The 24,459-nt window shown below is 43.7% G+C and carries 22 protein-coding genes and 1 riboswitch; of the genes, 18 read left to right on the forward strand and 4 right to left on the reverse strand.

The genetic code is table 11. The annotated features are described in order from the left end of the window. Positions 1-251 precede the first annotated feature (251 nt). Complete coding sequence (locus FPZ44_RS21610) at positions 252-1,469, reverse strand: MFS transporter (protein WP_144993851.1); 1,218 nt, start codon at positions 1,467-1,469, stop codon at positions 252-254. Between the two features lie 180 nt (positions 1,470-1,649). Between FPZ44_RS21610 and FPZ44_RS21615 the strand changes: the two genes are divergently transcribed. From FPZ44_RS21615 to FPZ44_RS21640, 6 genes are all read left to right on the forward strand, one after another. Continuing rightward, a complete protein-coding gene (locus FPZ44_RS21615; RefSeq protein ID WP_261378471.1) occupies positions 1,650-2,096 on the forward strand; it encodes an ATPase in 447 nt (148 codons plus the stop codon). Next, positions 2,096-3,259, forward strand: a complete 1,164-nt coding sequence (locus FPZ44_RS21620; RefSeq protein WP_261378472.1) for a transglutaminase domain-containing protein — start codon at positions 2,096-2,098, stop codon at positions 3,257-3,259. Before FPZ44_RS21615 ends, FPZ44_RS21620 begins: the two co-directional genes overlap by 1 nt. Positions 3,260-3,352: 93 nt before the next feature. Further along, a complete protein-coding gene (locus FPZ44_RS21625; protein ID WP_144993853.1) occupies positions 3,353-5,431 on the forward strand; it encodes a peptidoglycan D,D-transpeptidase FtsI family protein in 2,079 nt (692 codons plus the stop codon). Positions 5,432-6,038: 607 nt separating this feature from the next. Then, positions 6,039-6,773 (forward strand): Cof-type HAD-IIB family hydrolase, encoded by a 735-nt coding sequence (locus FPZ44_RS21630; protein ID WP_144993855.1) that lies wholly within the window; start codon positions 6,039-6,041, stop codon positions 6,771-6,773. Between the two features lie 60 nt (positions 6,774-6,833). Next, on the forward strand, positions 6,834-7,319 hold the full coding sequence (locus tag FPZ44_RS21635) for a DUF456 domain-containing protein (RefSeq protein WP_144993857.1): 486 nt from the start codon (positions 6,834-6,836) through the stop codon (positions 7,317-7,319). 82 nt (positions 7,320-7,401) lie between these two features. After that, complete coding sequence (locus tag FPZ44_RS21640; protein WP_144993859.1) at positions 7,402-9,033, forward strand: putative polysaccharide biosynthesis protein; 1,632 nt, start codon at positions 7,402-7,404, stop codon at positions 9,031-9,033. Between the two features lie 133 nt (positions 9,034-9,166). Here the strand turns inward: FPZ44_RS21640 and FPZ44_RS21645 are convergent, their stop codons facing one another. Then, on the reverse strand, positions 9,167-10,429 hold the full coding sequence (locus FPZ44_RS21645; protein WP_186786182.1) for a DUF2515 family protein: 1,263 nt from the start codon (positions 10,427-10,429) through the stop codon (positions 9,167-9,169). A gap of 175 nt (positions 10,430-10,604) precedes the next feature. Between FPZ44_RS21645 and FPZ44_RS21650 the strand changes: the two genes are divergently transcribed. Further along, entirely contained in the window at positions 10,605-10,943 is a 339-nt protein-coding gene (locus FPZ44_RS21650; RefSeq protein ID WP_144993863.1) for a thioredoxin family protein, read from the forward strand. A gap of 243 nt (positions 10,944-11,186) precedes the next feature. Beyond that, entirely contained in the window at positions 11,187-12,122 is a 936-nt protein-coding gene (locus FPZ44_RS21655) for a COX15/CtaA family protein (protein ID WP_261378473.1), read from the forward strand. Between the two features lie 173 nt (positions 12,123-12,295). On the opposite strand, the gene FPZ44_RS26570 is transcribed toward FPZ44_RS21655, so the two are convergent. Continuing rightward, entirely contained in the window at positions 12,296-12,448 is a 153-nt protein-coding gene (locus FPZ44_RS26570; protein ID WP_186786183.1) for a hypothetical protein, read from the reverse strand. Between the two features lie 243 nt (positions 12,449-12,691). On the opposite strand from FPZ44_RS26570, the gene FPZ44_RS21660 reads away from it, so the two are divergent. The 7 genes from FPZ44_RS21660 (at position 12,692) to FPZ44_RS21690 (ending at position 20,074) form a co-directional block, all read left to right on the forward strand. After that, positions 12,692-13,408, forward strand: a complete 717-nt coding sequence (locus FPZ44_RS21660; protein WP_144993865.1) for a Cthe_2314 family HEPN domain-containing protein — start codon at positions 12,692-12,694, stop codon at positions 13,406-13,408. Positions 13,409-13,571: 163 nt separating this feature from the next. Further along, the gene (locus FPZ44_RS21665) at positions 13,572-14,648 is read left to right on the forward strand and encodes a glycosyltransferase family 4 protein (protein WP_144993867.1); all 1,077 of its coding nucleotides are present in this window, start codon (positions 13,572-13,574) and stop codon (positions 14,646-14,648) included. A 33-nt stretch (positions 14,649-14,681) separates the two neighbouring features. After that, the gene (locus tag FPZ44_RS21670) at positions 14,682-15,734 is read left to right on the forward strand and encodes a glycosyltransferase (RefSeq protein ID WP_144993869.1); all 1,053 of its coding nucleotides are present in this window, start codon (positions 14,682-14,684) and stop codon (positions 15,732-15,734) included. A gap of 225 nt (positions 15,735-15,959) precedes the next feature. Then, positions 15,960-16,115, forward strand: a riboswitch (SAM riboswitch). A gap of 180 nt (positions 16,116-16,295) precedes the next feature. Beyond that, positions 16,296-17,324: a methionine ABC transporter ATP-binding protein gene (locus FPZ44_RS21675; RefSeq protein WP_144993872.1), complete on the forward strand. Its 1,029-nt coding sequence runs from the start codon at positions 16,296-16,298 to the stop codon at positions 17,322-17,324. Positions 17,325-17,362: 38 nt separating this feature from the next. Continuing rightward, a complete protein-coding gene (locus tag FPZ44_RS21680; protein WP_144994217.1) occupies positions 17,363-17,995 on the forward strand; it encodes a methionine ABC transporter permease in 633 nt (210 codons plus the stop codon). A 42-nt stretch (positions 17,996-18,037) separates the two neighbouring features. Next, positions 18,038-18,877, forward strand: a complete 840-nt coding sequence (locus tag FPZ44_RS21685) for a MetQ/NlpA family ABC transporter substrate-binding protein (RefSeq protein ID WP_144993874.1) — start codon at positions 18,038-18,040, stop codon at positions 18,875-18,877. Positions 18,878-19,561: 684 nt separating this feature from the next. Further along, positions 19,562-20,074, forward strand: coding sequence for a DoxX family membrane protein (locus tag FPZ44_RS21690; protein WP_144994219.1), 513 nt, complete (start codon positions 19,562-19,564; stop codon positions 20,072-20,074). 142 nt (positions 20,075-20,216) lie between these two features. On the opposite strand, the gene FPZ44_RS21695 is transcribed toward FPZ44_RS21690, so the two are convergent. After that, a complete protein-coding gene (locus tag FPZ44_RS21695) occupies positions 20,217-20,816 on the reverse strand; it encodes a DUF11 domain-containing protein (RefSeq protein WP_186786184.1) in 600 nt (199 codons plus the stop codon). A gap of 287 nt (positions 20,817-21,103) precedes the next feature. Between FPZ44_RS21695 and FPZ44_RS21700 the strand changes: the two genes are divergently transcribed. From FPZ44_RS21700 to FPZ44_RS21710, 3 genes are all read left to right on the forward strand, one after another. Then, the gene (locus FPZ44_RS21700) at positions 21,104-22,177 is read left to right on the forward strand and encodes a hypothetical protein (protein WP_144993878.1); all 1,074 of its coding nucleotides are present in this window, start codon (positions 21,104-21,106) and stop codon (positions 22,175-22,177) included. 211 nt (positions 22,178-22,388) lie between these two features. Next, complete coding sequence (locus FPZ44_RS21705) at positions 22,389-23,114, forward strand: SDR family oxidoreductase (RefSeq protein WP_418789201.1); 726 nt, start codon at positions 22,389-22,391, stop codon at positions 23,112-23,114. A gap of 62 nt (positions 23,115-23,176) precedes the next feature. Beyond that, entirely contained in the window at positions 23,177-24,340 is a 1,164-nt protein-coding gene (locus FPZ44_RS21710) for a sugar diacid recognition domain-containing protein (protein ID WP_144993882.1), read from the forward strand. The last annotated feature ends 119 nt before the right edge of the window (positions 24,341-24,459 follow it).

A 24,459-nucleotide genomic window follows, 5' to 3' on the forward strand; every position in this document is an offset into this window, starting at 1 on the left:
AGCTTTTAAAATGATAACTAATAAGATGAAGAGTACGAGGACGCAACCGACCCCTGTTAATCCGCCATAATTATTACCACCGTAGCAAGGATTAACATTGCAAGGATCCACACAATGAGACATTCTGTTCACCTCTTTCAGCTCTTATCATCGAACACAATGTATTGTATGAAGCAGGACAGCAGTCGTGCTGTGTGTTTACCCAGATCTAACGAAGATAGGTATTCGCCTGTATGTAAGAGGTAGGTGAATTAGGTACGCTGCAGTTTTGAATTTACTGTCATCGTCTGCCAAGGGCGCTGCAATGGCATAAAGGCAATTGCAGCCATTAGAATGATGAAGGCGATAAAAAAAGGAGAGACATGAGAGCGAAGTTGCCCCGCCAACATTGGACCGAGAAATGATCCGATGGAGAAGGCGATAGACAACGTTGAGAAAATACGGCCATAGCGAGATCCTCCGCTTAGCTGCAGAAGGTGTGCAGAAAGTGCTGGCAGTGTAACTCCTTTTGTCATGCCAATAAGAAATAAAGTGACATATAACGGCATTGGTGCATCAATGGCCATGCAGAAGAAAAGCAAAGATAAGCAAAATGAGCCAATCCAAGTTCGCAAGAAAGCTGAGTATCGGTTCAAAAACAACAAGCTCAGCGTGAATAAGGCACCTAAACTAACAGCGGTGAACAACATTCCAGTCTTTACTACGGATTGCAGAGCATTGGCTGCGAAAGGAAGCTCAAAAAATAAAATACCTTGTGAACAAGCAATCGCTAAAGGAAGTAGAAAAAATCTTAGCGGTATAGGCTGTATCGCATCGGCTTGTGTACTTGTTTGGACTGCAGTTGTTTTGTGACCAGCTTGATCGGGTTGAAGCTCATTCTTTGTTTCATTGGCACTTCCTAAAACTCCTGCTGGTTTTGCATGCTGCGGCGGACGTATGAGAACGGATGCCAGTGCTCCGATAATAAGGAGACCAATTCCTAGTGCCTGAAAAGCCATCGTAAAACCGACCTTGGATACAAGATAGGCCCCAGCAGCGGGGGATACAACGGAAGCGAGAGTATGGATTAGCCCATTGCCTGCCATCAACTTGCCTTGCTGTACTTGATCCTCTGCATAGCGAGCAAGCAGCGCTAAGCATGCAGGGGAGAGGAAGGCTAATACAAATCCGCTAATCGAACGGACGATAAGCAACTGCCACGGATCAGTAACATGGGCTTGTAAAATTAACAGTACACCAGCTCCCATTAGACTCCACATAATGAATATACGACTACCGTAACGATCGACACCGTATCCTGCCAGTAAATTCCCAGGTAAATGGGTGAAGGAATATAAGCCCATCATAAGTCCTATAAAGGAAGGAGCGGCACCAAGGGATACAGCGAAAGGCGTCAAAATCGGATATTGGGCATGCAAATCGAAGAAGGCCACGAACAAAAATAAATAGAGCCACACGACAGAACGCAACGTCATCACCTCCCATGGAATTCGTTTATTCTATACTTGTACGCGCAATGGGACGAACTTAGTACATTCAGTAATCGTGGCAGATGAAATAGGAAGTCGTAATTTTAAAGGATGACTGTATGCTCTTACGTCCATATTGGAAATGATGTATAATACGCTAAGAAAAACGAGAAAGGACAGATGTACAAGATGGATATACAGATGGATACGTTATTTGAGTTCATTAAGCAGAACTGGATGCTGTTTCTAATTGCACTTATTGTGCTGTTTGTTATTATCAGCTTTGTTAAGACGATGATTAAATGGGCGCTCGTTATTGTCATTGTAGCTGGCGTGGCCGTATATAGCGGGGTTACATGGAAAGATATTGATCAAGTTGTTACGACCGTGAAGGATGAAACGGTAGCCAAGCTTAAAGATCAAGCTATCCAAGCGATGAAGGATGAAGCAAGCAAAGCTACATATGAGCGCAATAAAGACGGCTCCTACACGGTTAAGACACCAAGCTTAGAGCTAATAGGACAAGCAGGCAGTACGAAAGTGCATGTTTCCCTTGGAGGCGTATCATTAGGTGAATGGGAAGCTACAGAGATGATTCGTCAGTTCATTGAAGGAGCGAAGAAATAATGATGGATGGATTGATGCAAGGAGGAACTGGCACGATAGTAACACTCCTGCTTGCACTTGTTCTATTCGTCAGTGTGTGGCAAGGGGTGAGCAGAGGCGCTTCGGGGTCGATGCAGCACCTCTTCTTTTTTGCTCTTCATGCGGTGCTGACACTAGCATCTATGTTCATCGCTTATCAGTTAGCGAATCAGCTGTCACCTATAGTTGTGGAATGGATCAAAGAAATGCAGCTTACCGTTCCAGCAGAGCCATCTTGGTGGGAACGCTCTTATTTAGCCGTCATGACCAGCATTCGTGACTTTGATTTTATGCGCGTGTTGCTATTATTTGTTGTTATGTACTTTGTTGTCCGTCTTCTGCTGAATGTTGTGGAACGGTTGTTAATTTTAATATGGGTGCCATCTAGCAATGAATTAGATGAGCCGCATCTAAGAACAAAGCAGCGGACGTGGCCTCATCGCTTGCTCAGTCGTACGATAGGAGCGGTTGTTGGTGTTGTGACAGGTGCCATTCGTGTAGTCATTATTGTGGCTGTGCTGTTTGGTGTCGTCACGCTGCAACCAAGCGGGGGCTTCAGTCGGGCTATTCAAGCATCGGATCTGTATCAGGAAGTCAGCAATCGTATCGTAAAGCCAGTAGCCGGAAGTTGGATTACAGAGAAGCTGCCAGTGTTGTCATCTCAAGTAGAGCGGCAGTTCAAGGAGATGATGCATCGTCGCTATGAAGTGATCGATCAGCAAATTCCGCAAAATATCGAACAAGCAGCGGTAAAAATAACAGAAGGTGCTGCTTCTGATAAGGAAAAGGCTAGAAAGCTGTACGATTGGATCGGAACACGCATTCAATACGATTGGGACAAAGCGAATAACTATTTAGATAAAGGTGTATGGAAAGAACAATCTCCTGCTGATACATTCAAGGAGAAGGCAGGGGTCTGCATCGACTATGCACGTTTATATGCGATGATGGCTCGTACAGTCGATCTTCAAGTTAAGGTGATTACGGGGCTAGGATATGACGGTAAAGGTGGCTATGGCCCCCATGCTTGGAATAGTGTGTATTTGACAGAAGAAGAGAAATGGATCCTGTTGGATACAACATGGGCCAGCACGGGAGATTGGTTCGATCGCCCTGATTTTTCCAAAACTCATATTCCTGACTAGTGTAGCACGCAACCCTTTGAAGCTTGTCATAGAAATGTGCTACACTTTATTTTACAGTAATGATGATAGATGACAGCAGGAAGGATGAGAGGATTGAGTCATCCACACAGAGATGATCCGCAGAAGCGGGAAATAATCAACAGGCGCCACTTTTCGTTTCGCTTGAATGCGTTCTTTTTCGTAACATTTGCCGTGTTCAGCGTGCTTATTATACGATTGGCTTTCCTGCAATTTGTTGAAGGACCTTCGATGAAAGAGAAAGAAACTCGGCTTGGTTACAAAACGACGGCAATTCCGCCGTTGCGTGGAACGATATACGATGCATCGAACGAACCGATTGCCTATTCCACCTCTACACAGTCTTTGTACTTCACGATTGAGAAGAACTATAAGTTGGAAGAGAATATGGCAGAAGCCAAGCAGTTGGCCAAGCAATTGGAAACTATTTTCAAAAATTACGGAGATCCAAATGTGAAGCAGCCTACAGCGGATGAAATAGTGAAAAGTATGGATTTGACGGGGCGCGTCAACTATACGTTTGTACCGCGGCTTATTAAGACCGGGCTCAGTCAAAAAGAAGTTGCTTTCTTCCTTGAGAATAAGCCTGAACTTAAAGGGCTGGAGGTTATTGAGGATAGCGTTCGCAACTATGATAAAGATGGCGTGGCTGTTCAGCTCGTGGGATACTTGAAGAAATTCAAGGGTGTTCGTGAGAGTTATGATTACTATAAGAATGTGCATGAAAATCGTGACACGATGCCCGATGAATTACGCTATTTGGAACATGAGGACGTTGGTGTAGACGGACTTGAGTATATGTATCAAGAAGAGCTGCGCGGGAAGAATGGCTTGAAGCGATTCCCGGTTAACGTTGCAGGACGAGTCATTGGAGAGATGGAGATGACGAAGCCTGAGCGGGGTCATAATCTTCATTTGACCATCGACCGCGATGTGCAGTTAAAGACGGAAGAAGCGATTACGAAGCATTTGGAGAAACTTCGCAATTCGCCAAACTCGATTGAACGAGCACCTTATGCGAAGACGGCTTATGCCGTAGCGATGGAAGTGGACACGGGCAATATTGTGTCCATGGCAAGTATGCCGGACTACGATCCGAACGTATGGCGCAATGGCTCGATTTCACCTGAAGATCATAAGGCCAATCAGTTTTATATGGGTAACGGTACGATACGAGAAGTGTATCCACCGTATGAGGATGATCGTGAACGTATGAAGCACCCTTCTTCCTTGGTGTACCTTGGATCGGTTATGAAGCCTCTAACGGTACTAGTAGGTTTGCAAGAGCAGATGTTTGGTCTGCATGATACTTACTATGATCGTGGATATGCTGAAATTGGGCGTAAGGGCTATGAACGTAAAATTTGGAACTCCAATCGTCGAGTATACGGCGGTATGGATGCAGCTCGTGCTCTTCAAGTTTCTTCGAACCCATTCATGATCGACATGGTCGGTAAACGATTGTTTAGTCGTACAGATAAAAATGGTTTGGAAGTATGGGACAGCTATATGGAGATGTTCGGACTCGGTGTACTGACGGGAAGCGGGCTTCCTGGAGAAAGTACAGGGGTTAAGGAATATATTGAAGATGCCAAGCGTTATAGTGCTCAATCCGCACTTGCAAGTGCATCCTTCGGTCAGATGGGTAAATATACGACGCTTCAGCTTGCGCAGTATACAGCTATGTTAGCCAATCACGGTAAACGTCTGAAGCCTCAGTTTGTAAGTAAGATTACGGATGGCGAGGGGAACACCGTTAAGGAGTTCCAGCCGGAAATACTGAATGAGGCTCAGTTTAACGATGCATATTGGAAAGAAATCGAAGATGGCATGAGCAACGTAACCGCTCATGGATTCGATGGATTCCCATATTCTTTCTATCGTAAAACAGGTACGTCCCAGCAGCAGGTCGGCGGCAAGCTTGTTGAGAACGGGGTAATTATTGCCTATGCTCCAGCGGAAAAGCCTAAGCTGGCGGTAGTAGTAGTTGTCCCTGAGGGTGGATATGGTTCTTATTCCGCTGCCCCAATCGCACGTGCGATCTTTGATGCTTATGACGAAGAAGTTGGTTTGACTGGCACTCCGCGCAAAAAGGCGGAAAACACAGCAAATGCTGCAAACAATGCAAATAATGAGCAATCAACAGGACAATAGTAAACGAAGACAGAAGGCCTCTCCCCTGTGGAGAGGTCTTTTATTGCCTATTTTTAAGGCTAATTCGCACAGTTTGGAAGGTCGTAACATAAAAATGAACATCATAAATATTTTTTATTTTTTTGGAGTAAATGTTGCATTAGAGAAAAAGTATTGTATACATCGAAAAAAGAAGCTAAAAGGTAACATTATTGCATGAATCAAAGAAATAGCAACGTGACGATAGATGAGAGGGTGACAAGGTGAAGACAAAACAGAAGAAGATAGCAAAAAAGTCTGTCAAATGGAATTCTGCCATCAAACGCTTTGTCATGGCGGTGTTGTTTTTAACTTTCATGTCTTCTTTGTAAGAAAAATCCGGGCGATACTGGATGATTATTCGATATCATGCATTTTGAGAGACTGCTTGAAGCTATTTATTTGCTTCTATGGCAGTCTCTTTTTTGTAGGGACAGCGACCTACGAATTGCTTGGTTGTGCAGGTTCCGTTATGTTACAATATCGTTATGTGTAATTGGATAATAAATAGTTGACATAGCTTGTCACCAATGTTCGCGAAGGGTTGATAAGCTGAGCGATTGTCATATAGACGGGAGTGATGACAGCAATGAGTAAATATGCATTATTAGCTCTCGACATGGACGGGACGCTTTTGGATGATGATCATGTTGTAAGCCAGGAGACAGCCAATGCCATCGCTGAAGCTCAACAGGCAGGCGTAACGGTGATGCTTTCTACAGGTAGGGCTATTCAGAATGCGCTTCCTTATGCAGAGGAGCTGGGTTTGAATGGACCTTTAATTGTTGTTAACGGTAGTGAGATTTGGCGTAATCCACAGGAATTGTACATGCGGTATTTGCTGGATCGCGACGCGGTTCAACAAATGCTGAATTTGTCGGAGAAGTACGATACATGGTTCTGGGCTTATTCAACCAAGGCATTGTATAACCGTGAGAAGTGGAGTGGAGAAGTCGATCAAGAGGATTGGCTGAAATTCGGCTACTACAACGAAGATGTTGATGTGCTTTCGTCTATTTTGGCAGAACTGCAAGCGATAGGCGGTCTAGAGCTGACAAATTCTGCGCTAACGAATATTGAGATCAATCCAGCGGGAATATCAAAGGCATCAGGCATTCGCACGGTATGCGAGCTGCTTGGGATTGAAATGTCACAAGTTGTGGCAGTTGGCGATAGTTTGAATGACCTTGCTGTCATTCAGCAAGCAGGATTAGGGGTTGCAATGGGGAATGCGCAGGATGCTGTGAAGCAAGCTGCGGATGTCGTTGTAGCTTCCAATAACGAGCACGGTGTAGCTGAAGTTATACGGCGCTTTATTTTGTAATACGCGCTGTATTTCTATTTTTGAAACAAGAGAATATAGAGACAGTGAGGGGAAACACGTATGGACATTCTCGGTTGGGTACTCATAATCGCGTTGTTTGTCATTGGTATGGCTGGCGCTATATTTCCGATATTGCCTGCAGCAGTAGCGGTTTACGGGGCGTTTTTCGTATACGGATGGTTCTTCGGTTTCGAATCGTTCAATTGGTTCTTCTGGACGATCCAGACACTAATAGTAGTGGCGTTGTTTGTTTCGGATTATGCAGTTAGTGCATGGGGAGTCAAGCGATTTGGCGGATCACGCCCGTCTATTATTGGCAGTACGATTGGTATTATAATAGGTCCATTCGTCATTCCAGGAATCGGTCTTATTATTGGTCCTTTCCTCGGTGCATTTATCGGTGAGATGATATCAGGCTCTGATGTGCAGCGTTCGGCGAAGGCATCATTGGGCGCGGTTGTAGGCTTGTTTACAAGTTCGGTTATTACGGTTATTTTGCAGCTAGTTATGATTATTTTATTCTTTGTATGGATCGCAATGTTCTAAGCGAGTCTTGAACAATCTGTAAGTTCTCAATTCTGAATTACCTTTGTGAATGGTGCATTAATAGAGAAAGAAGGGAAACCTGTTGGCGAAAAAAGAAACATTCATCAAGGGGACGCTTATTATCGCTGCGGCTACGCTCGTAGCCCGGCTATTAGGCGTATTCCAGCGCGTACCGCTTGAGCATATGCTGGGACCTGTAGGCAATGCCGCCTTCGCCACCTCGCAAAATGTATATTTGCTTATTCTAGCTGTAGCTACAGCTGGTATTCCAAGTACATTAAGCAAGATGGTGTCGGAAAAATACGCATTGAACAAAGTGCGAGAAGCTGAGCGCATTTATTATGCAGCACTATTGTTCGGCTTAGTATCCGGTATTGTCGTAACCGTCCTGCTTATCATATTTGCGCCTTGGTATGCTAACTTTGCTGGACAGCCAGAAGCGGCACCGGCGATCCGGGCGTTGGCTCCAGCTTTGCTGTTGTTCCCGCTGCTAGCGATGATGCGGGGCTATACACAAGGTCGTAATATGATGCAAGCAAGCGGCATATCTCAAATTGTAGAGCAGATATTGCGTGTAGTTACAGCCATCGCGCTGGCGCTGATCTTGGTGAATAGCGGTGCTTCGCAAGGATATGCTGCGGCAGGGGCTTCGTTCGGCGGCGTATTCGGCAGCATCGGTGCTTTTGTCGTCATGGTTTACTACTTGCGAAAATTGCGTAAAGCGGACCGTGAAGCAGGTCTTCGTGCGCGCAGCATGGGTGGACAAGTTGTTCCACTGCGCGATATTTTCGCATCTATCTTTACCCTTTCTGTTCCGATCGTTATTTCTATGTTGGCTGTACCTGCTGTGAATATGATTGACTCAACGTTCACGATACCTTTATTGACGCCTAGCCTTGGGGAAGCTCAAGCAACGTACTTGTACGGTATACTTGGCCAACGAGGACAATCTATTGCAGGGATACCGCCGATCTTGGCAATCGCACTAAGCACATCGCTTATTCCGGTTATTTCATCGGCTTACGCGAAGCGGGATATGCCACATTTGCAGCGTCAAGTTACGCTAGCGATGCGCATTTCCGTGTTGAGCGGTATGCCGCTAGTGCTTGCACTTAGCGTTGGGGCGTTCTCTGTAAATGGATTTATTTTTAGTACGATGGATGGAGCGAGCATCATTTCGATGCAGACACTCGCTACCATATTCCAAATTTCCATGATGACGTCCAGCTCGATCTTGATCGGACTAGGCAAGCCGTATATTGCGATGATTAGTGTATCAGGGGGCATCATTTTGAAGCTCGTGATGAGCTTCGTGTTAGCTCCGTTCCTAGGGATTTACGGAATTATTGCAGCGACGATGATTGCATTTTTTGTAATCACCTACTTAAACTTGCGCGTACTGAAGAAAGTAGTCAAATTCTCGGTTATCGGCAAGCGTTGGCCAGGATTTATATTGGCGACATTGGCAGCAGGCGGTACAGGTTATGCGGTTGAGTATATTGGTCAACAAATTTCACTGCATACGCCAGTGCCTGATAAGCTTGGGCTATTCTTCACAGCAGCATTCGTATCTATTACGGTTCTTGTTCTGTTTGTAGTTGGCTTGGTCATATTCCGAGTTATTCGGAATGAGGAGTTATCAGGCTATCCGAAAGCTGTACAGAAGCTGCTGCGACCGCTCATGCGTTTACAGCCGAGCCGTGCAAGCAAGTAGTAAGTAGAACCTGGATTATTGGATTATAAGGTCAAATAAGATCAAGTAAGACCATCTCGATGATAGATCAGCCAGCAGCTGATTCTTTTGTCGAGATGGTCTTTTTTTGTTCAGGTAAGTGCCTGCCGTTAAATCACTTCATGCTGTTCTTGTTTGCTGCGATTCGAGCCAGGGACTGCATCTCATTTAACAGTTCATTATGTGCATCGTTCATGTCGATAGCGTGCGGGACAGTTGGCAAATATAAATCATGCACAGCCCTTTCGTCATGGAGCCAATCGCCAACCTCGATAGGTGCATGCTGCTCGTCCTGCCATACCTCCACCAATCGTGGGCTGTAGGCAACATTTGTGGTACGATCGCGCCGCAAAGCGAGCTTATCAAGCGTGAACCGATGAGGCCAGTAGTCTGCTCTTGATCCAGTATGTGGAACGGTGCGGGCGAACTTCTGGACTCCTTCTAGCACGTCCGGTATGTCAAACATAATGGTGTACAGCTGTTTCCCAAATGCAATGCGCTCTTCTAGATTATCGAAGCGTTCTAGCGTTAATCCGACCAAGCGCGCGGGAGATGTTGCGTGAGGCGTCTGGGTCGGAAAGACAATCTGATTCATTTGCAGCAAGCCATGAGCCAGAAAATCTTTGCGCTGTATAATATGCTGCTGAAAGGCAGGGTTCTGTACAACTCTACCTTCGATTACATTCTGTTCGTTAATAATGAGAGAGATCGTCAGCAGCGGACTGTTCGGTTGAATCCAAAATGTATCCCATACTGGTGTCATAAAGGCAGATACGCCGAAGAACGGGAGCAAATGAAATAGGCTTTTACCGCTCTTGCGGCTGGATGCGTACAACAATAGTTGGCAATAGGCATCATGAAAAATTAAAGCGTTGCATCTTTCCAACATGCGATAGCTCCAGTGACGATATTCGCTGTTCATGAAGGCTGGCAGCCATTCGCCCTTCAGATCGGTCATATTATAGCCGCCATTGCGGGATACCATATGGGCAAGTAATGCCCAATGCAACTCCGGGTGCGATGTGTACATCCGTAAATAAGCAGCCGTTCGAGTAATATTGCTCCGATTCGCATTGCGTACACTTCGTTTAATATATTGAATAAGCTCTCGTTCATCGCGACTAAGGTGATGACGATGTATGGTATGGAATAGGGAGTCTGCACTTTTTTGTTTCCCTTGCTCCAGGAAATATCGCTTTAGATTATCCTCTATTCGTATTACGAGTGAATCGTTCCATTCTAATGTGCGCGGGCGTTGAGGCAGCCAACGGGCCATTGCATTGTCAATCACACGGCGTATGGTATTACAGGTTGTGCGAATGAACTGTTGTACAAGTTTGATGGTTTCCTTCCAAGGGATACGCGTTAATTTGCTCAAAGCAGCACAAGGCTCCTTCCAAAAAAGAAATGTTAGCTTTCGTCCGAAGTGAGCTGATGAGGTTAGTATACCCATTGGAAGGAGGTTTGTAACAAGAGGTTTGACATAAGCCGTTAAATAGTGAAACAATAAAATGATAAATAGCTTATTGCACAACAAAGAGGAGTGAATCGTTATGGAAAAAGTATCAACAACAGAACGCTTTAATGAAGTGATTGCTCAAAATGGAACAACGATTGCTGTATTTAAGACAAGCTGGTGCCCGGATTGTCATTTTATCGATCCATTCATGCCTGAAGTCGTACAAATTTATGATAAAGCAACTTTTATTGAAGTTGATGCAGAAGCGCTGCAAGATGTTGCTTCCGAACTTAACATTATGGGCATCCCGAGCTTTGTTGCATTTAAAGGCGGCAAAGAAACGATTCGCTTTGTGAATAAGCTGCGTAAGTCGCGTACGGAAATTGAAGAGTTCGTTCAACGCGCATTGGCTGTAGCTGAAGCACTAAACTAACGAATCAAAATGATACAGCATGGCCTCCTATTGCTAGCTAAGAGTAGGGGGCTATTGTTTTGCAATTTTTGTCACAAAAAAGTCGTTCTTTTATATAGGTTTTCCGTTATAATGAAATTCATTGGCACAGTTTGTCATATTTCCCCATAGAGCGTTCTGGGGCAGAATGCTCGGCGATGAATGCAGTGCATTTATGAGGGGATAGCCATGAAATTGAAATGAACGACAGGTCAGGTGAATAATGTGGATAGCAAACAGCTCACCAAGCTGAAGAGATTTGCCTACCTCGTCTGTTTCGGGATGTTCTTCGTCGTTCTCAACGGAGCAGTAGTAACGAAGACCGGATCAGGCGAAGGCTGCGGGACAGACTGGCCTCTCTGTAATGGAGAGTTTATACCCGCATACACGATTGAATCCATGATTGAATATTCGCACCGATTGGTTAGTGGGATTGAAGGCCTGCTAGTCATTGCAATCTTCGTATGGGTTATCCGTCAGCTTAAGAAGAAAGATGCCGTATTCTATGCATCCTTAACTTTGATTTTTACCGTGATTCAGGCGTTAATGGGAGCGCTTGCAGTTATGTACGTGCAAGTCCCCGCGGTTATGGCATTACACTTTGGTTTTTCGATTATTGCATTTGCGTCATCGTTCTTGCTCAGCATAGCTATACGAAGGTATGCGAACAATCCAGAAGCTACAGAGGTTGTTGGGGGAACCCCTGTCAACGACACATTCCGTTACGGAGTATGGTTTACCTTATTGTATACATATATCGTCATTTATGTAGGGGCATTTGTTCGACATACCGATTCAGGCGGGGGCTGCCTAGGATGGCCGCTCTGCAATGGAGAGCTTATTCCTGAATTGACGGGTGGTACACTTATCGCCTTCTTGCATCGTGTAGCAGCAGCTTTGCTAGTTCTCGTTGTAGCAGCGATGTCTCATTTTGCTTATCATTCTCATAAAGATAATCGCGAAATTCAGCTGTGCGGCATTTGGGCACTTATCCTTACGATTATGCAGGTGTTAAGTGGGGCGCTCGTTGTTTTCACTGTTACGGACAAAAATTGGTTCCTGTTCACAGGATTGCTTCATACCGTACTCATTTGCTTATTATTTAGCGTACTTTGTCATCTTAGCATTCGAGTTTGGCAGCTGCGAACGAAGCGGCAATAACACAAAAGCAGACCGCTGCACGTTTATCACTTCGATACGTGTCATCTGGTCTGCTTCTTTTTAATCTCGATATGATGCTTTAACAATAATCGTAATGAATCATCGTTACCTATCATTGCTGATATTCGCTCCTTTTGCATGCAGCATGAGGATGGGGTGCTAAGCAGCTTCGCTTACTCTGCCATTCGGCCCAAAAATACGACAGCTGCAACAGCTTTAGCTACGACGATCCAGCGATTGTTCCAAATTAGTTTTGCTGGAACTTGTTGTCCTTGAGTCTGAATTGTTGTCACTTGAGTAGTTGTTGTGTTCTGAGTTGTTTTCATAAGTAGTACCTCCGTGTTTTCTTCGTTTTGTGTAATTTTTTTATTCGTTGTTGTTCTTTGATGACTTTATTGTATCGTTTCGTAAGGTGACGAACCATTGAACCGACTTACTGGAAGCTTACAATATCGTAACTTGGCGATTTGTTTCGAAAGGATGGAGTATGAAGCGAGGCTATTAGAGTCATGTTAACCATATAGAGGGAGAGGGTTACCGTCATTTCATTAACGGATGGAGGACGTATTATGCTCCGAATGTTGTTCGGTGAAGCGCCTCGCATAGATGAGGGCGAATTGAAAGATGCGTGGGCAAGCATGGATCATTATTTAACATTGGTTCGACAACAGATGGCTAAGAGTGGTGATCCTGATCATGATTGGCGCAAAGTGGAGGTTTGGGCAGTCGGATTGCAAACATCGTTGGACGAGCTGGAGCAAAGTGTATATGCTTCAGGACGATTTGCTGATCGTGTAACAAAGCTGTATCAAGAAGAAATGAGTGATATCGAGCTTGATGATTATTATCGGCATGTATATTTCTATAAAAATGGCTTTATTCGCGTGTTTTCTATTCTAGACAAATTAGGGACATTGTTGAACGAGGTATTGTCACTGCATACGCAGAAAGTAAAGCAGCATTTTTCCTTTTTTACGGTGTTGCGTCAAATGAGCTATTTACATACAGCTCCAGTCCTTCTAGAGCAGCTCACTGGCATTAAAGAAACGTACAAAGAAGAGATGCAGCGTCTTCGTAAACGCAGAAATATGGAAATTCATCACATGAATACGGAAATGCAGGATGATCTATGGCAGCGTCATCGAAGTCTTAATGACAAGGTGAAATTAGAAGATATACAAGCCAATATGCGAGATTTGCAGAAAAGCTTAACAATGGTTTGTCAGACGATCGTGTATATATTTGAACATTTATGTCAGGTAAAAGCCCGGTCCACACAGCCATAAAATAAAGGATTATCAATAGGTTCAAGTACCCGAGAATGATGATGGTGCTTGGACCGTTTTATTTGGCAGTTGCATATTCCACCGTTTCACTAGGACAAATTTATGTTCTATGCATATCGTAAAGAGAGATAGTAGAAACCAAACCAAATGGGTGGGATTCGTTATGAACATTCTAATGGTTGCACCTGAACAAATACCAGTTCCGGGAAACGGTTCCGTGGAAATTTGTATGCTTGCGATTGCGAAAAGGCTCGCCAAAACCGAGAAAGTAACGATCGTTAGCAGAAAAAGTGCAGGTTTGCAGCCGTTAAGCAAGTTGGGTAATTTAACCATTGCTCGTGTCCTAGGAGGAAGTTCACAGACGTATCTCTCATCGGTCCTTCACTATATTGAAGATAAGCAATATGATCTGATTCAAGTAGATAACCGTCCTCATTATATGACGGCTATTAAACAGGCAAAGCCAGACACCCCTGTCACTCTGTTTCTCCACTCGTTAACCTTCGTACCGGCTTCAAAGGCTGTATCCAAAAGCATAGCCTTCTCCGATTGCATCATTGTAAACAGCGACTCGCTCAAACACAGGATCGCACAACGATTCCCTCAAGTGGCACATAAATTAAATCGAATTCATCTTGGTGTTGATATAGAAGCCTTTACTCCATCCTCCGAGCGGGGGCGGAGAAAGTTTTTTCATGTTCTTTTTGCGGGCAGGGTTATTCCGAGAAAAGGAGTGCCTGTCATTGTACGCGCGATGAGCATCGTTCGCAAGCAAGTTCCACATGCGAAACTTATCATTGTCGGTACCGGCAAAGCAAATTATTTGAAAGAACTTAAGGCGCTAGCTAAGCTGCATAACGTAGATGTAGAGTTCAAGGGACGTGTGTCGCATACAAATATGAGTAGTATGTACAGGGCTGCAGATTGCTTTGTATGCCCATCCCAGCAGCATGAAGCCTTCGGTCTTGTCAACGTAGAGGCGTTGTCATCTGGGCTGCCTATTGTAGCTTCTAACATCGGAGGCATAAAAGAAATCGTAAAACATGACTCCAACGGATACTTAGTTAATCCTTATACAAAAATTGAAGCCCACGCTAAATGGCTTATATCGCTAGCAATGAACAAGAAGGCTGCTGATAAGCTTGCAAAGCAAGCCAGAAAGGATGCGGTCGAACGTTTCAGCTGGAAGCGTACCGCAGCAAACTTGATTAAGGTATATAAGCGTGTTATTGCTGGATGAAGCTGAGGGATGGTAAGGAGGGGGAGAGCTTGAATGAAAGAACCTGGATTAAATAAAAAGCGCTTAACGATCGTTCAAGTCATATCGAATCTTCCTAATGCTCACCCGGTGCCGTCAAACAAAGGAGGAACGGAGAAGATCGTGTATGAGCTGACAGAAGAGCTAGTTCGGCGAGGACATGATGTATATTTGTTTGCGGCGCAAGGCAGCAAGAGCAGTGCTAAGCTTATACAATATCCAAGATCATTGAAAAAAAGCGGTATTGGAGCCTTTGTGCTGAGTAAATTGCCAAAACATACAGATATTATTCACGATCACACCTTTCACTCTGCGTTAGGTATCAACCGAAGGGTTCCTACTGTATGCACGATTCACATGCCTGTAAAAAACAGAGCGGATTATCCCGTATATGTGAGTAAAAGAGCACGGAAAGTGAACGGTAAAAATAGAGGATTCTATGTATATAATGGCATTAATGCGGACGAGTACGAGTATAGCTCTGACAAACATGGCTATTTGCTATTTATGGGACGGGTTATTAAGAGCAAGGGTATATTACAGGCCATAGAAGTAGCAGAAAAGACAGGTAAGAGACTCATTATTGCTGGACCAGTCAATTCACAGCTATTTTTTAAGCAAGAGATTAGGCCTCGTATTACCAAAAATCCTAACATCCAATATGTAGGTGCAGTACAAGGGAGACAGAAACAAAATTTATTGAAACATGCTGAATGTGTATTGTTTCCTACTTTAATGGAGGAGGCATTTGGGCTAGTGATGATTGAGGCATTAGCTTGTGGTACACCAGTATTAGCATTAAATAATGGATCAGTTTCAGAGGTGTTGGCAGGATTCCCTTCTTTTGTTTGCAAAACGGTGGGCGAGATGGTTCGGAAGGTGAAATTGAAAAAGTATCCAAGTTCGCGTGTACTGAGACGATACGTTGTAAAATGGTTTACAAATGCGAAAATGACAGAAAACTATTTGGATATATACAGTAAAGTGATACGACTGCATTCGAATAAAAAGATCCGAAAGCCGATTGAAAATGAGCCTATTTCTCCATCATTTACGTATCAGTCCTAATTTTAAAATAGCCAAATCAGCTTAGTCTCGTTATAGGATTGATTTAGGGCAACCGCTTAAAAATGGGTTGTCTTTTTTATGTTTTCATGTAATAAACGCCATATGATTGTCATGCGTTCATTTCCTTGTTTTCATGTAAATTCCAGAAATAATATGATTTTTGCAGTTGACATATGCAAAAACGTACCGTATACTTCGTATTAACTTTATAGCAAATAATCAGTTTTCTTATCAAGAGTGGCGGAGGGACAGGCCCGATGAAGCCCGGCAACCGATTATGCGACCCGTTCATTGCAGCGCACGAGCGCAGCAAGTTCGCATGATGTCTATGGTGCTAATTCCTTCAGGATATGTATGTTTATATATCCTGGTAGATGAGAAAAGGTGAGCTTCAATTTTCTGAAACATTTTCATGTGAATGACGAAGCCCCCTTTTGGCATCTGCCAAAAGGGGGCTTTTTTTGTAGCAATCTTCACACACTATAGAGGTAATTGACCGTTGCCGAATTCAATTGATAATGTAAGCGAAGCTTAGCAACAGGAAAGGCAGGGAATAGATCTTTGATACGCATACAACAACTATCCAAGCGCTATCCTTCTCAAGGCAAGGGCGCAGAAGGAATGCTAGCACTGGATCACATTGATCTTCATATAGCAAAAGGTGAAATTTACGGAATTATTGGCCACTCTGGTGCCGGTAAAAGTACATTGCTGCGCAGCATGAACTTGCTTGAGAGTCCGACATCAGGAACGGTTATCGTTGATGATGTGGAACTAACGACATTGTCTACGGCGGCATTGCAGAAGCAACGCAGCAAAATCGGGATGATATTCCAACATTTTAATTTGCTGTCCTCAGCAACGGTGTATGATAACATCGCATTTCCGTTGGAGCTTGTAGGTACACCAAAGCAGGCGATTAAGGAAAAAGTGGATCAGCTCTTAGCATTAGTGGGCTTGGAAGATCATCGCAATAAATATCCAGCGCAGTTGTCAGGTGGTCAAAAGCAGCGTGTAGGTATTGCTCGGGCGCTGGCTAACGATCCGAAAGTATTATTGTGTGATGAGGCGACATCGGCCTTGGATCCGCAAACGACAAATTCCATTTTGGACTTGTTGCTGAAGATTAATAAAGAGTTCGGGATTACGATCGCGCTAATTACACATGAAATGCACGTTATTCAGCGCATTTGTGATCGGGTTGCTGTGATTCATGGAGGCCGCATCGTAGAAGAAGGCAATGTGGTAGATGTTTTCTTGAAACCAAAGCACGCTGTTACAAGAGAGTTCATCATGGAAGAATCTCAGTCTGATGAGGTGCAGCCTTGGTCAGCATTCAAGACACAGGCTGGAGAAGGATCACAAGTAGTAAAGATTAATTACTTGGGAGATGTAACGTACGAACCTGTACTCCATCATGTATTGAATACAGCAGGCATATCATTCGCAATTCTTCAGGGAACGATATCGAAGATGAAAGATACGCCATATGGTCAACTCGTTGTTCGGTTAGATGGCGATGTTGCAAAGCTTAATGGAGCGTTGAACGCGCTGCAAGAGCGCGGGCTTGAAGTGGAGGTGATCGCGTGAACAACTTCGAGCTAGATTTTTCAAGCATCGATTGGACGATGATTACGGAAGCAAGCTTAGATACGCTGCTCATGCTTGGTTTTTCCGTCTTATTCACTTTTATTTTAGGATTGCCGTTAGGTATTCTTTTGTTCTTAAGCGGCAAATCCCAGAACGTCGTATTGCGTACCATTAACACGGTCGTATCGTTTATCGTCAACATTTTTCGTTCTATACCGTTCATCATTTTGATGGTGGCACTTATCCCGATTGTTCGTGAGGTATTCGGTACCGCGATAGGGGTAAGAGGAACGATTCCACCGCTTGTCATTGCGGCGGCGCCATTTTTCGCTCGACTTGTAGAAACTTCTCTTCGTGAAGTGGATCGCGGCGTTATCGAAGCTGCGCAAGCGATGGGCGCGAATACGTGGCAAATTATTTACAAAGTGCTTTTGCCGGAAGCGCGTGCAGGCCTTATTGCAGGTACGACGATTACGGCTGTAACACTTGTTTCCTATACTGCAATGTCTGGTATGATAGGCGGCGGTGGACTGGGTGACTTGGCAATACGCTATGGTTATCACCGTTATGAGCTAACGATTATGATCGTAGCTATCATTGTCTTAGTTGTGTTGGTTCAGCTCTTGCAATGGATTGGCGATGCACTCGTACGTCGCTATACACGCAAGTAATCAAATTATAAATGATTGTGAATTTGGAAGGAGAAGATGAAAATGAAGAAGTGGGCAATCGTATTGACGTTAGTTAGCTTAGTAACGGTATTGGCTGCATGCGGCAGCAAACCAGGTGAAAGTAAAGACACGACTTCGGGTGCTCAAAGTGGTGCCGCTCAAACGACGAAGATTGTTGTTGGTGCATCTCCTGTACCGCATGCTGAAATTCTAGAGCATATTAAGCCTAAGCTTAAAGAGCAAGGAATCGAGCTTGAAGTTAAGACGTTCACAGATTATATCCAGCCAAATGTGCAGCTGCATGAGAAACATTTGGATGCAAACTTCTTCCAGCACATTCCTTACATGGATGATCAGAACTTGAAAAATGGTTTCAAGCTGGTGTCCGCTGGAAGTGTTCATCTAGAGCCAATCGGGGCTTATTCACAAAAAATTAAAGCTGTTACAGAGCTAACTAATGGATCTGTTGTAGCGATTCCGAATGATGTAACGAACGGTGGACGTTCCTTGCTTCTGCTTGAGAAGGAAGGGCTGATTAAGCTCAAAGAAGGCGCTGGCTTGTCTGCTACAGTTAGAGACATCGTAGACAATCCTAAAGGCTTGGAGTTCAAAGAGTTGGAAGCACCAATGCTGCCACGCGTACTGCCAGAAGTCGACTTGGCGCTAATCAACACGAACTTCGCTATCGATGCTGGTCTGAATCCGTTGAAGGATGCGCTTTTCATTGAAGCGAAGGATTCTCCATATGCGAACATTTTGACGACTCGTGAAGATAACAAAGACAGTGAAGCGATCAAGAAAGTAGTAGCTGCGCTTCAGTCTGACGAAGTAAAGAAATTTATTGAAGATAAGTACAAAGGCGCTATCCTGCCTGCGTTCTAATCATATCGTTCAAAGATTTTTTTTGAACAAGCAGTACTGAAGTACTGGAATGAAACGTATTACTAGCATGACAGGTTTTCTTGCTTTCCTCCTAAACTCTACCCCGGGCCTTACGGCGCCGGGGACTTTTTATATACATAACTTCCTCGTACAAATCTAATCGATAACATTTTTCTGATGTAGAGTAAATCATAGTTGAAAGAAGATATGTGCCGTTTGTCATATTGTAAATATATCCATCTGGTGGTATCTTGGTTAGCATGAAGGAAAGAAGCGAAGCGTTATAAGTTCATCGAGGTGAAGCTGTATAGCCGTTTACCCGATAGGGAATGATGCAAATGATTGAGAGGGGTGATGCTGCAAACTGTACACATATAGTGGCGGATTTACATAAGAAACTGCCATAGAGAACATGCTGCTATAAGTGAGGTGAGTTCTGCCCAAAGATAAACGAGAACGGTATCATTGTTTTCGTTACATCCACGATAGGTATTCCTGTTATGTTGTTACCACATACGTTTTAACCTCTTCAACTCCCAACATGAAGCAAATTCATTTTTCCAACATGATTACGTTAAAAGTAAAAGCGGTTGAACGATGTGATTTCTATTGCCTAAAAAAATACCCATAAAATGAGGTGGTTTACTTTTTCTATGTAGTTTAGTTTGTATTTAATTTCAAATGATGAGAGGGGAATTATTAATGATTGATTTTTTACGTACGAATCCGTTTGTGAAATGGGCATTGTTACTCATCCGAGTATATTTGGGCTGGAAATGGCTCAGCGCAGGGATCAAAAAGTATCAGAGCGGAAGCTTCGATTCCAGCGGCTTATTGAAAGGCGCGATCGCAAATGCGAATAGCGAAAGACCAACAATTCCTGATTGGTGGGGCGGATTCTTAGAATCATTTGCACTTCCAAATGTTGATTTATTTAACTTCATCGTACCTCTTGGTGAGGTGTTGGTTGGTCTTGGTTTGATTGTTGGTCTCTTTACGAGAACCGCGATTTTCTTCGGTCTCTTTATGAACTTTGCATTCGTCTTGAGCGGAGCGGTAAGTGCGAATCCGGTCATGATTATTTTATCGCTATTTGTTCTCGTTTCCTTGCATGAGTCAGGAAAAGTAGGCGTAGATGGCATCCTTAGAAAGAAGCAGTTTACGCTCTTTAAGCGCGGCCAAACAAGTGCAGTGTAGCTTGTACTTCAGTAGTTCGCATAATTGTATACGTGAAGGAATGATTAATGTAAAAAAGGCAGCCATGAGCTGCCTTTTTACATTGCTTTCTTTAGTTCATAATATACTGACATATATGAAGATTTCAGTGTGCTCAATCCGGTTACGGTGTTGTGGGGATACAGTTGAGCACTCCTTGGAGTAGATTTACTAATTCACATTCTTGAGTGGCTATTTGTTGTACTTCTACAGCAGCATTGTTGTTTACTTCAAGTAATTGGGTAATCGAAGCAGAACTTTGTATAGCAGCTTGTATCAATTCGCCTTGTGTATTAATCAACTCCGCCATATTGAGCTCTTCTAATGCAATGAGCAGTAACGCTTGATTGGCGCCAACAGCGTAGGTCGTAACCGTATTGCTCGGTACGTTAGTGATTCCATCGAAGGTGAAGGCTTGATTTATTAATGGTGTAGTTGTTGTGAGGCAATCTACGCGTACTTGGAAAGTCACGATGCTAAACCCGCCTGCTGCAATGGTGCCGATATTTACACCAATATTCGGGTCTGCAAGTGGAAGGTTTACACTGTTCAAGCAAAAGCTTTCTGCGACGAAGGTAGTACCTGTAGGGACCGTATCTGTAAAAATAACATTGCTTGCATCTTCGTCGCCACAATTAAAAATGACAAACGTATACTTCAAAACCTGATTAGGGACCGCAATGGTACGGTCGACCAGTTTTACTGGATGCAGATCTGGTGGCACTTCACTCCCCCCTTGTTTATTGCGACAGCAGCTCAGTTCCAATGGCTGGCAGCGAGCAGCTTCCGCTACGTATAGCCGTTTTGCTCATCTATTAATCTCGCATTTCGCGATGGATGTAACAGCTTGTACTATAGTAAATGCAAGCTAAGCAAGTGAGGGAACGGCAAGTACAAATCCGATAATGATTATTTTTGGTTTGTTATTTATTACCTAGTTAATCTTTTGCAACGTATCTATAATAGAATGGTTGCGATAACACTATAGAGATGATCTAGGGGGATTGAGTTGTGAAAAAGTTGTATTCAATTGTAATAATGATGATTGTGTTTATTTGCTTTACGTCTGTAGCAGCAGCTAAAGATGCTCAACGTATTCAAGAAATCAGTACGTTCTACAACGGTACCTACCAATTGTCTTCATACCAATCAATTATGGTAGATAAGTCAAAGACGTATGTTCCATTGAAGCTGATCGATACTTTTTCCGATATTTCCGTAGCTTACGGATCTGACATAACGGTGAAAACGGGTAAAGGAAGCTTTAAAATCGATAAAAGAAATACCATCATACATAACAACACTACCTATATTACATATAAAAAGCTGCAAGAAATGAGTCATGTGACAGGCAAATATGTAGGAAGTGCACAGACGTTGTTCCTATGGGATAACTCAAAAGGCCAAGCGAAAAGTGGACAGCTCATTTCAAATATTTCCACGCTTACAAATGACTATCGGGCACAGTTCGGGAAAAAGATATACAACTTGAGTGACAATCGAGCGGGCTGGATTGTAGATATCGTATATTCTTCATACTCGACGACAACGGTCAAAGTAATGCATAAAGATTATTCGATTAGTGAAATGCATGTCCTATCTGCTTACAATGATCAATATATTCTAGATGAGCATCTTCAAATTATAGAGAGTCTAAATAACAGTACGGTATGGATTAATAAAAATGTATTGGATGCAGATGGGTTAAAGCATCTTGAGAAAGTTTACATCCATTCGGCTACGGTTAAAAATCAACATTTGAACATAAACGTAAAAAGACAGAATGGAACATACCGTCTTATTTCCATTAAAATAGAGAGCAGCTTAGGTGATTCATTAGACGGAATATTTTATTACGAGAATCCCAAAACTCATTTCAAGTGGAGTGCGAAAGTATGGGAGGATATAACGAATCGCGTGATTCGTACGGGTATGACACAGGCACAGGTAATTATGGCTTGGGGCTATCCAGATGATGCGAATTCAACATCGACAACGTATTCAGAATGGGAACAGTGGATTTATAATGATACGGATTATTTACATTTTAGCGACGGAATACTTGTGTCAATCAGCGAATATTAATAGATTGCAGAGAGAGGCAGATATAGAATCTGTCTCTTTTTTCATGATTGGCAGAAAATAAAGATGGCGGGCGCAGATGTTATGTTGTTCTAAGTTGGCAAATATTCTATACTGATCGTTGACATCGTTCGTAGTGCTCAAAGGAGGAATCGACGTGAAACAACAGCGAAAAGTAGCGCTAATCACTGGGAGCGCAAAGGGGTTAGGTAAGATGACTGCACTTACACTAGCTGAAGCGGGTTGCGATATTATCCTCAATTATGTGCATAGTGCCGATCAAGCGCTGGAGCTTCAGCGGGACATTGAGGCGTTCGGTGTAAGGTGTATGTGTGTGCAGGCTAATATTGCAATTCCTGATGAAGTTGAGCATCTTATCGATGCTGTGCAAGGTACATTCGGCATGCCGGATATTGTCGTTAACAATGCAGGCCCCTTTATAAGGGAGCGCAAACGTTTTGCTGATTATTCTAGAGAAGAGATTTTATATTTAGTAAACGGAAATTTAACGGGTGTTATGCTTCTGGATCATATGGTACTGCCTTCGATGCGTGAGAAGGGCTGGGGTCGGATTATTCATTATGGATTTGGACATGCTGCAGAGGCAAGATCTTGGCCGCATCGCGCTGTATATGCTGCTGCCAAGGTAGGATTGGTATCGTTTACAAAGACGTTAGCTGTTGAAGAGGCGCAGTTTGGCATTACTGTCAATATGATCTGTCCTGGTGATATTAGAGGGGATTATAAAGAAAAGAATATTGACGAGGTGCTTCATATTGAGGATGAATCTTCGCCGCGAGGCCGCCCGGGATCTGGTGAGGATATCGCTAGAGTCATTCGTTTCTTATGTGAAGATAAGTCGGATTTTGTGACGGGCAATACGATCGATGTATCTGGCGGCCTAGATCCGATTCGTGTCATGATAGACAAGCACGCTTAACTGCTCCTTAATAGAGGATTAACATTTTGCCTGCCTTTAGTTGAAATGGAGGTGTGTCCTACATGGGGCGGTTGACGAAGGAACTCGCACAAAATATCGTAGATCGTACGATGCATGTTATCGGTTATAATGTGAACGTTATGGACCACAATGGCCGTATTATTGGCTCAGGTGATCGGAGTCGTCTGCATCAGTCTCATGAAGGAGCACTTATCGCCATTCAACGTCGCGGAAGGTTCGAGATTGATGAGGAAAGCGCTTCTAAGCTGCAGGGAGTAATGCCAGGAACAAATTTGGCCATTTATTTTCAAGGAGAGATCGTCGGTGTAATCGGAATTACGGGTGATCCTAGGGAAGTAACCAAGTATGGCGAACTTGTTAAAATGACAGCAGAGATGCATTTGGAGCAGGCACATCTCATTGAGCAGGCACAGTGGGACAAGCGCATCAAAGAAGACTTCGTGTTATCTATCGTACATGCAAAAGAAGGACAGCATGAGGTTCTAAGTGTGCAGGCAGAACGCATCGGCTTTCAGGTCAACCATGTACATACGGCATGTATATTAGAGCTGCAGGAAGAAGATCATGAAATGGCAATCGGAACTTTGCAGCAAGTCGTCCGTGTGCTTGAGAAGCGTTCGATGATTCGTTTAATTGCGATCCGTAATGCTCGGCAAATTGTACTTTTTAAAGAGAAGCTGCATGAGCGGAAGCCTGGCGAGGATATTTGTGAAGGAATTTATCAAATTCGATCATGGCTTGCTGAGCAACAAATTACTTCCATGCGAATTGCAGTAGGCAAATCAGGCAGCGGGATAGCGGGCATGGTTGCATCTTACCAATCGGCTGAAGATGCGATGCGTGCAGGAAGAGCCATCCATCCTAACCAAACGGTTTATTACAGTGAGGATTTGCCTAACGAGGCATTGATGGTTAACGTAAATTCGAGTTGGATAACAGCAGAATTAGTGGAGTTATGGTCCGCCTTTATCGAGGCTGATCGCAGTGGTGAACTGCGCCAAACACTTACTATATACTTTGCAGAGCATGGAGAATTGAATCGAGTGGCGGACAGGCTCGTTATTCATCGCAATACGCTGCGTTATCGTTTGCAACGTATTCAAGAGCTTACAGGCAAAGACCCAAAGCATTATGATGACTTATTCTCGCTTATTAGCGCGCAATGGCTGCATAGGCTCCAAGGGGCGGCTGGCGAGGATTTATAGTAGAGCGAGATGCCGATATAGAGATGATAAGAGGTAAGCTGCTCCTCTTTGTTCAAATGCACAAAAAACAGTGCTGAGAACAAAGAGGAGTTTATTTTTTTGCCCAATGAAGCGCTTAC

The sequence above is a fragment of the Paenibacillus agilis genome, from assembly GCF_007786455.1.
GTDB lineage: Bacteria > Bacillota > Bacilli > Paenibacillales > Paenibacillaceae > Paenibacillus_B > Paenibacillus_B agilis.